This is a genomic window from Streptococcus sp. DD04 (assembly GCF_001578725.1).
Classification (GTDB): Bacteria; Bacillota; Bacilli; order Lactobacillales; family Streptococcaceae; genus Streptococcus; species Streptococcus sinensis.
In genome coordinates this window covers 241,561-249,486 of the sequence record NZ_KQ968977.1, presented here as the reverse complement: position 1 = coordinate 249,486, position 7,926 = coordinate 241,561, and the positions used below count along the sequence as shown (strand labels likewise).

Here is a 7,926-nt window from a genome sequence, read left to right as displayed (position 1 = left end):
AGAATATGACTGTTGTCTTCCTCTTCTTTATCCGTTTTTTTATAGTTGATAAACTCATTGGTTTTTTGCAAAATCATTTCGAGATATTTTTTCATAGCTAAAATCTCCATAACTTGTTACAATATATTATAATAAAATAATTCAAAAAGTAAAATCTTTTACGAATAATGAGATAGAAAGTAGAAAAGAGGTACAGTATGGCAGATTTTAAATTTGAAATCGAGGAAAAATTGCTCGTTTTATCAGAAAATGAAAAAGGTTGGACCAAGGAGCTCAACCGCGTAAGTTTTAACGGTGCGCCTGCCAAGTATGATATCCGTACTTGGAGTCCTGATCATAGCAAGATGGGCAAGGGAATCACCCTTTCTAACGAGGAATTTCAAGTTCTTCTGGATGCATTTAAAAACGGATAGACTTTGAGTCTATCTGTTTTTATTTGAAAAATAGGGATGAAAGGCCAGACTTTTAAAAATAGGAATGCTAATTAGGGTAATTGCTAGAATTTTTAAAAGATCAGGAAGAATGAAAGGTGTCACACCAACGGAAATCGCTTGAGCGAAATTCATCTGAGCTAGAAAATGAAGTCCGATAACTCCACCAACAAAGACCAGAGTATCTCCGAGTAGATTAGCTAAAAAGACCGTGTAAAATTTACTATCTTTGCCCGTTAGACTGGAAGTGACCAGTGCAAAGAGCAAATAAGCCCAAAGATAACCTGCACTTGGCCCAAGAAGTGCTTGAAAGCCTCCGCTTCCACCAGCAAAAACCGGCAATCCAATAGCTCCGAGAAGCAAATATAAGAAAACAGCTAAGAGAGCTTCGCGGCGCTCAAAGATGGTTGCAATCAGGCCGACAGCAAAGGTCTGTAGAGTAATGGGAATCGGTCCAATGGAGAAACTAAGCTGAGACAGCACAGCCAATAAGGCAGCACCGATAGCAGGGAGAATGAAAGAAAAGGATTTGTTCATAATAGTAAACCTCTTTTTTGAAATATGGTAACTATTTTAAAACAAAATAAAAAAAGTCAAGTCTTTTTAAATCAGACTAGACAATTGAGAGGCTATTTACGCTTTTTACGACTCCGAATGAGGAGAAAGATAAAGGCAATTAGGCCAAAAATATTAAAGAAAATAATCCCTAGAGCTGCTAATAATTTTTTCGTTTTGCTCATTTCCAATCCCCCTTCTTTTATTACTTCTTACTATCATATCAAAAATACTTCTTCTTGAATAGCAGAAAGGAAAGAAGATTGGTATAGTTTTAAACTATAGATAGATCAATGAAATGAGATTATTTAAAAGCGCCATAAAATGTTGAATACTAGGCACTTGACTGATATAATAATTCTTATCCAATAACGAATCTAAAAGTTATAACAAGGATTAAATTAGTAAAGCAGAGGTAATTTTTATGACACATACACACGCACCTTTCAGAGTAGATCATGTTGGTTCCTTTCTTCGTCCTCAAGAATTGGTGAAGGCACGTGAGGCTTTCGCAGAAGGCAAGATTAGTCAAGAAGAGCTGACAGCAGTTGAGGATCAGGCTATCCGTGATTTGGTCGCGAAGGAAGTAAAGGCGGGGCTAAAAAGCGTAACAGATGGGGAATTCCGTCGGGCCTATTGGCATTTGGACTTTTTCTGGGGTTTCCAGGGGATTGACCATGTCCAAGCTGCAGAAGGCTATCATTTCCACGGGGAAACAACTAAAGCCGATTCGGCTCTGATTGCTGGCAAGATTTCTGGGGAAAAACATCCTTTTGTTCAACATTACCAGTTTTTGCGGGATTTGGTAGCGGATAATGACCAAGTAGAAGCTAAATATACCATTCCAGCGCCAGCTCAGTTTTATTTTGAACTGATTCGCGATGCTGAGCATGTAGAAAAACTGAATGAGATTTACCCTGATTTTGACCAGCTGCGTGAGGATATTAAGACGGCCTATCTGCAGGTTATTCAAGACTTGGTGGATGCTGGACTCAAAACTCTGCAAGTGGATGATTGTACTTGGGGTGTCTTGGTAGATGACAATTTCCTATCCGCTTGGGGAGCAGCTCAGGGTAAGACGAAAGACCAAGTCCGCGAAGAATTGGCCAATCTCTTCTTAACTCTTAATAACGATGTCTATGAAAATGTACCGACTAATCTGACAGTCAACACTCATGTCTGCCGAGGAAATTACCATTCAACTTGGGCCTCTTCAGGCGGCTATGCTCCAATTGCTGAGGAACTCTTTGAAAAAGAAGCGGTTAATGCTTATTTCTTAGAATTTGATACAGAGCGGGCTGGCGGCTTCGAGCCTCTGGCTAAGGTAACACCAGGCAAGAAGGTGGTTCTAGGGCTCTTGACTTCTAAGAGTGGTCAGCTGGAAGACAAAGAGGCTGTCATTGCCCGAATCAAGGAAGCTAGTCAGTATGTCCCACTGGAAAACTTGTATTTGTCTACTCAGTGTGGATTTGCTTCTACTGAGGAAGGCAATATCCTGACTGAAGAAAATCAATGGGAAAAGATTGCGCTGATTTCTGACATCGTCAAAGAAGTCTGGGGCGAGTAAACTGGCTGAATATGAGAAAGCGGGAAAGACCTGTTTGAAGGTTTTCCCGCTCTTTTTCTTAAAATGGGCAGATATACGACGATAATTTTGGATCCCAATAAGCTTGACTGTAAATTATTTTAGAAGTAATTGAAAATCTTTTGAATAATAATTGAAATTTTTCGTTTAGCATAGACAAAGAAATCAAAGAACAAACCTAGCTTTCTCTCTTTAACCTTATTCAGATTTTATAATGAGCTCTTTCTTACAAAAATGTAAGATAAAAATTAAAAATGAAAGAATAAGTTATGGTTACATTCTCTTGTTTATTTTATGATAATAATGAGCCTTAGAAAGGAGAAAAGGGAGTGGGACAGAACTAAATTTTTATAAAATCAGTTCATTATTCTACCTCCAAGCCTGATTAAGATTTCCTCGAATCTTGAAAGGCGAATGAAAGAGCCAGTCAGCTACTGCGTCATCAGTTTGGCATAATATAAATGTTTAACCAAGCTGATCTTGTTTCCGGTTCTCATCAGTATTATCTCATGGTGACAAATTCTTCGGATCCGGTCGGATGGATGGCAACGGTGGCGTCAAAGTCAGCCTTGGTGGCTCCCATCTTGATAGCTACGGCGAAGCCCTGAATCATTTCATCTACGCCATATCCGATACCGTGTAGGCCAATGACTTTCTTATTGTCACCAGCGGTGATGAGCTTAAAGCGAGCCTGTTGGCGGTGGCGAGTAACGGCTGAGTACATGGAGGTAAAGCTAGAGGTGTAGAGGTGGATATTTTCAGCGCCGTAGTTCTGAATTGCTTCTTCTTCTGTTAGACCAACTGTCCCAATAGCGGGATGGGAGAAGACCACAGTTGGAATAGTAGTATAGTCCATCTTGGCATCTGTCTTGCCGTTAAAGAGGCGCTCAGATAGGGTGCGGCCAGCCTTGATTGCTACCGGTGTCAGCTCTTTTTCGCCAGTCACATCGCCCAAGGCATAGATGCCAGGTACGACAGTATTTTGGTATTCATCCACAGCGATGAAGCCTCGGTCATTTAGGGTAACCCCTGCAACATCAAGATTGAGGCCTTGGACATTTGGCTTACGCCCAATAGCCCAGATGATATGCTCTGCTGTGTGGTTGCTCCCGTCTTGGAAGTGGATTTTCAGTTGGCCATCAGCCAGTTTTTCCACTCGTTCGGGTATCTTGTGAGCATGAAGACTTGGACCAGATTTTTCCATCTCTGCCACCAATCCGTCAATCAGATAGCTATCGAAATTACGGAGGGGACGGTCGCGACGGACAAAGAGATCCGTCTTGACACCTAGAGTATGGAGGACACCAGCAAGCTCCACTGCGATATAGCCTGCTCCGACAACGGCAACAGACTTGGGAAGCTCTTCCCAAGCAAAAACATCGTCGGAAGTCTCGCCGTATTCTGCACCAGGAATCTGTGGAATGGCTGCATGAGCGCCTGTTGCGATAACGATATGTTTGGCGCGAATCAGCTCCCCATTGACTTCCACTGTGTGCTTGTCAACGAAATGAGCGCGACCTTCAATCAGTTCAACGCCGTTGCGTTTGAAGCTTCCATCGTAGGATGAGCGAGCGCGGTCAATGTATGCTTCCCGGTTTTTTCGTAAGGTGGCAAAGTCAAAGTGCTGATTTTCTGAAGTAAAGCCATAGTCTGGTCCATAGTGCTGGATGGCCTCGGCAATCTGAGCTCCGTACCACATGATTTTTTTAGGAACGCAGCCAAGATTGACACAGGTTCCCCCTAATTTCTTTTCTTCAATGACAGCAGCTTTGGCGCCATGCTCGCCAGCACGATTCATAGTAGCAATTCCGCCGCTGCCGCCGCCAATAGCAATAATATCGAATTCTTTCATAGTTAGATATAAGCTCCTTTAATCAATATGAGGTAATTGTACCTTTTTTAGAAAGTGAATGCAAAAATCTGCTACGAGAGGTGAAGAGCATTACAGAGAAGAAATTAAAACACCTTTGAGATTTTCAAAGTTTTTTGTGAAAAAAATAAAATATAGTTATGATATAATATAAAAAAAGAAAAAATCGTTTTCATCAGGAGGAAGAAAAAAGATGAAAAAGTTAAAAAAATGGCAGATATTTAGCATTATTGGAACTGCCGTTACAATTGTTTTAGTGGCCATTTTCTTTATGTGGTTTAGTGGAAACAATGCTTCGACACCAGAAGTAGAATCAACTCCAATCGTCCAAAAAGTCAAAGAAGGTTCTGTTGCTTCATCTGTTTTATTGACAGGAAATGTGACTGCCAATGGAGAACAGTATGTTTACTATGATGGGACCAAGGGAGATTTAGAGAGTGTCTTAGTAAATGTGGGGGATCAAGTGTCAGTTGGTCAGGCTTTGGTTCAGTACAAGAGTACAGAAGCTCAGGTTGCCTATGATACAGCAGTTCGTGCTGTCAATAAAGTTGATCGTCAGATTTATGACCTACAGACAAATGGGGTCTCTGTATCATCAACGGGAGACGAAGAAGCAGATGATAAATCAGCAGCTTCTGCTCAACGCTCAGTCGACTCACAGCTTGCTGATCTGCGGGATGCGCGGGCTGATGCGGTTGACAGTATGAATAAAGCTTATGCCCTACTTGAAGCAACTACCGTAACAAGTACAGCAGAAGGTACCGTTGTTGAAGTAAATAGAGATGTTTCCAAATCTACAACTGGCAGCAATCAAACACTTGTTCATATTGTCAGCAATGAAAATCTGCAAATTAAAGGAGAGCTTTCTGAATACAATCTTGCTAATTTGTCTGTTGGTCAGGAAGTAACCATTACATCAAAAGTTTACCCTGACAAAAAATGGACAGGTAAAATCAGCTTTATCTCCAATTATCCAAAAGATGGTCAACAAGCAGCATCTGGAGCAGGTGGGGCAGCGCCAGCATCTGGTGCAAAATACCCATTTACGATAGATATTACTAGTGAAATCGGAGAGCTCAAACAAGGTTTCTCTGTCAATATTGAAGTTAAAAACAATACTCGAGGCATTCTTGTGCCAGTCAGCAGTGTAGTACCAGATGGAGACAAAAACTATGTTTGGACACTGGAAAAAGGAGTTGCCAAGAAGGCAGAAGTAACTCTCGGAAATGCTGATGCTGAAAATCAAGAAATCTCATCTGGTTTGACAAAAGACAGTAAAGTTATCACCAATCCAACAGATAGCTTAAAAGATGGTCAAGAGGTGAAATCTTATGAAGAAGCTAATTGATTTAAAGAATATAAATAAAAGCTATCGAAATGGTGATCAAGAACTTCGGGTTTTGAAAGACATCAATTTGGAAGTGGAAGAAGGAGAATTCGTTGCCATCATGGGACCTTCTGGCTCTGGGAAATCGACTCTGATGAATATCATTGGTATGCTGGATCGTCCGACAAGTGGTGAATATTATTTGGGAAACAAAGAGGTAGCGAAACTTGGAGATAAAAAGCTAGCCAAGGTCCGCAATAATAAAATCGGTTTTGTTTTCCAGCAGTTCTTTCTCTTATCTAAACTGAATGCTCTGCAGAATGTTGAGCTGCCGCTGATCTATGCGGGTGTTTCTCAGTCTAAACGGAAGGCCTTGGCAGAACAATTTCTCAAAAAGGTTGAATTGGAGTCGCGGATGCTCCATCTTCCATCAGAACTTTCCGGAGGACAAAAGCAGCGGGTGGCTATTGCGCGTGCTCTGGTCAACAATCCTTCCATCATTCTTGCAGATGAACCGACAGGGGCTTTGGATACCAAGACTGGTGAGCAGATTATGGAATTTTTGACAGAGTTAAACGAGGAAGGTAAGACCATTATCATGGTTACCCATGAGCCTGAAATTGCAGCCTATGCCAAGCGGCAGATTGTCATTCGGGATGGGGCGATTTCTTCAGATAGTGCTAAGAAGGAGGAATTGGATTAATGCAAAATTTTAAATTTGCCATTAGCTCCATTCTTGGGCATAAAATGCGAGCTTTTCTGACAATGATTGGGATTATTATTGGAGTTGCTTCGGTGGTGGTCATTATGGCTTTGGGAAACGGAATGCAACAAGGAGTCACCAAAAGCATTACGAAAGACCAGCAGTATGTTACCTTGTTATATTCTCATACCAAAAGTAATTATACGACGGGTGTCAATTTGATGGAGTTTAATGGTGAAGCAGAGGCAGATAGTGAAATACTAGAAGAACCACCTGTTATCCAGGAAGCTTGGGTCAAAGAATTACTAAAAGTTGACGGAGTCAAGGGCTATTATGTAACAAATGGATCGTCAGCCGATTTTTCTTATCACAACAAGAAGTCTGAGAAGGTCAATATTACAGGAGTCAATGCGACTTTCTTTAAAATTAGAAAATATGAGATTCTAGCAGGGCGTACTCTTTTGCCTAGTGATTACCAAAGTTTTTCTAATGTGATGATGATTGATGAAACGATTGCAAGCACTCTTTTTGGAAGTAGTAGCGAAGCATTAAACAAGGTGGTTTCAGTTGGGGAAAGCAACTATCGAGTTGTCGGTGTTTATAAAGATCCCAATGCTGGTCAAAGTATGAGTATGAGCTCAGGGAGCGCTCTGATGGCCAATACACAGGTAGCGTCTGAATTCCAGACAGATGAAATCTCAACTGTCTATGTCTATGTTCCAGAAGTTAACCGGATCAACGAAGTTGGCGTAGAAGCTGCAAAAGAACTGACTAATCTTTCAGGAGCTCGTCAAGGAGAATATCAAATCCTAAATATGGACAGTATGCTGGAACAATACAAGCAAATTACTGGAACCATGACCGGTGTGATCGGAGCCATCGCTGGGATTTCCCTCTTTGTTGGTGGTATCGGTGTGATGAATATCATGCTGGTATCGGTTACAGAGCGAACTCGTGAGATTGGTCTACGTAAGGCTCTTGGAGCAACACGTGGAAATATCTTAACACAGTTCTTGATTGAATCCATGGTATTGACCCTTATCGGTGGTCTACTTGGCCTTGGCCTTGCCTATGGGATTAATGCCTTGCTGGCTGCAGTCGTCCCAGAAGATGTATTCGGAGGGCCACCAGTTGTCTCTGCTACTGCCGCTGTTGGAAGTTTGATTTTTTCAGCTATGGTTGGGATTATCTTTGGTATCCTGCCAGCCAATAAAGCATCTAAATTAGATCCGATTGAAGCGCTGAGATATGAATAATGTAATCAAAAGTCTGGTTCCCCAGACTTTTTGTGACTTGAATTGTCAAATTAAGTGCACAATTTTGCCATAAAATACTTCATAAGGAGTTTTCCAGTTGAGACACTTTCGTGGTCTATTATTTAGTTTATCCTCCCACAGCTGAATGGTGTGCTCATCAATAAATGTCAAATCACTCCCTTTGGGAAAATATTCTCGT

At 41.3% G+C, this 7,926-nt stretch carries 7 protein-coding genes and 1 pseudogene; 5 read left to right on the top strand and 3 right to left on the bottom strand.

Annotation, left to right across the window (positions count from 1 at the left end; translation table 11 throughout):
• Positions 1-197: 197 nt before the first annotated feature.
• Positions 198-413: a YdbC family protein gene (locus tag STRDD04_RS03935; RefSeq protein ID WP_005590703.1), complete on the top strand. Its 216-nt coding sequence runs from the start codon at positions 198-200 to the stop codon at positions 411-413.
• Between the two features lie 9 nt (positions 414-422).
• Here the strand turns inward: STRDD04_RS03935 and STRDD04_RS03930 are convergent, their stop codons facing one another.
• Positions 423-968 carry a biotin transporter BioY gene (locus STRDD04_RS03930; RefSeq protein ID WP_062199530.1) on the bottom strand — a complete coding sequence of 182 codons (546 nt, stop codon included), beginning with the start codon at positions 966-968 and terminating at the stop codon, positions 423-425.
• 442 nt (positions 969-1,410) lie between these two features.
• Here STRDD04_RS03930 and STRDD04_RS03925 point away from each other — a divergent pair, with 442 nt between their 5' ends.
• Positions 1,411-2,553: a 5-methyltetrahydropteroyltriglutamate--homocysteine S-methyltransferase gene (locus STRDD04_RS03925; protein WP_062199528.1), complete on the top strand. Its 1,143-nt coding sequence runs from the start codon at positions 1,411-1,413 to the stop codon at positions 2,551-2,553.
• Positions 2,554-3,073: 520 nt separating this feature from the next.
• Here the strand turns inward: STRDD04_RS03925 and gorA are convergent.
• Positions 3,074-4,423 carry a glutathione-disulfide reductase gene (gene gorA / locus STRDD04_RS03920; protein WP_062199526.1) on the bottom strand — a complete coding sequence of 450 codons (1,350 nt, stop codon included), beginning with the start codon at positions 4,421-4,423 and terminating at the stop codon, positions 3,074-3,076.
• 211 nt (positions 4,424-4,634) lie between these two features.
• On the opposite strand from gorA, the gene STRDD04_RS03915 reads away from it, so the two are divergent.
• The 3 genes from STRDD04_RS03915 to STRDD04_RS03905 are packed head-to-tail and all read left to right on the top strand — an operon-like array spanning position 4,635 to position 7,727.
• On the top strand, positions 4,635-5,789 hold the full coding sequence (locus STRDD04_RS03915; protein ID WP_062199524.1) for an efflux RND transporter periplasmic adaptor subunit: 1,155 nt from the start codon (positions 4,635-4,637) through the stop codon (positions 5,787-5,789).
• Complete coding sequence (locus tag STRDD04_RS03910) at positions 5,773-6,471, top strand: ABC transporter ATP-binding protein (RefSeq protein ID WP_062199522.1); 699 nt, start codon at positions 5,773-5,775, stop codon at positions 6,469-6,471. Before STRDD04_RS03915 ends, STRDD04_RS03910 begins: the two co-directional genes overlap by 17 nt.
• The gene (locus STRDD04_RS03905; protein WP_062199520.1) at positions 6,471-7,727 is read left to right on the top strand and encodes an ABC transporter permease; all 1,257 of its coding nucleotides are present in this window, start codon (positions 6,471-6,473) and stop codon (positions 7,725-7,727) included. The genes STRDD04_RS03910 and STRDD04_RS03905 overlap by 1 nt, the downstream gene beginning before the upstream one ends.
• A 45-nt stretch (positions 7,728-7,772) precedes the next feature.
• Here STRDD04_RS03905 and STRDD04_RS11410 read toward each other — a convergent pair.
• A pseudogene (locus tag STRDD04_RS11410) lies at positions 7,773-7,926 on the bottom strand (IS30 family transposase); the annotation flags it as partial.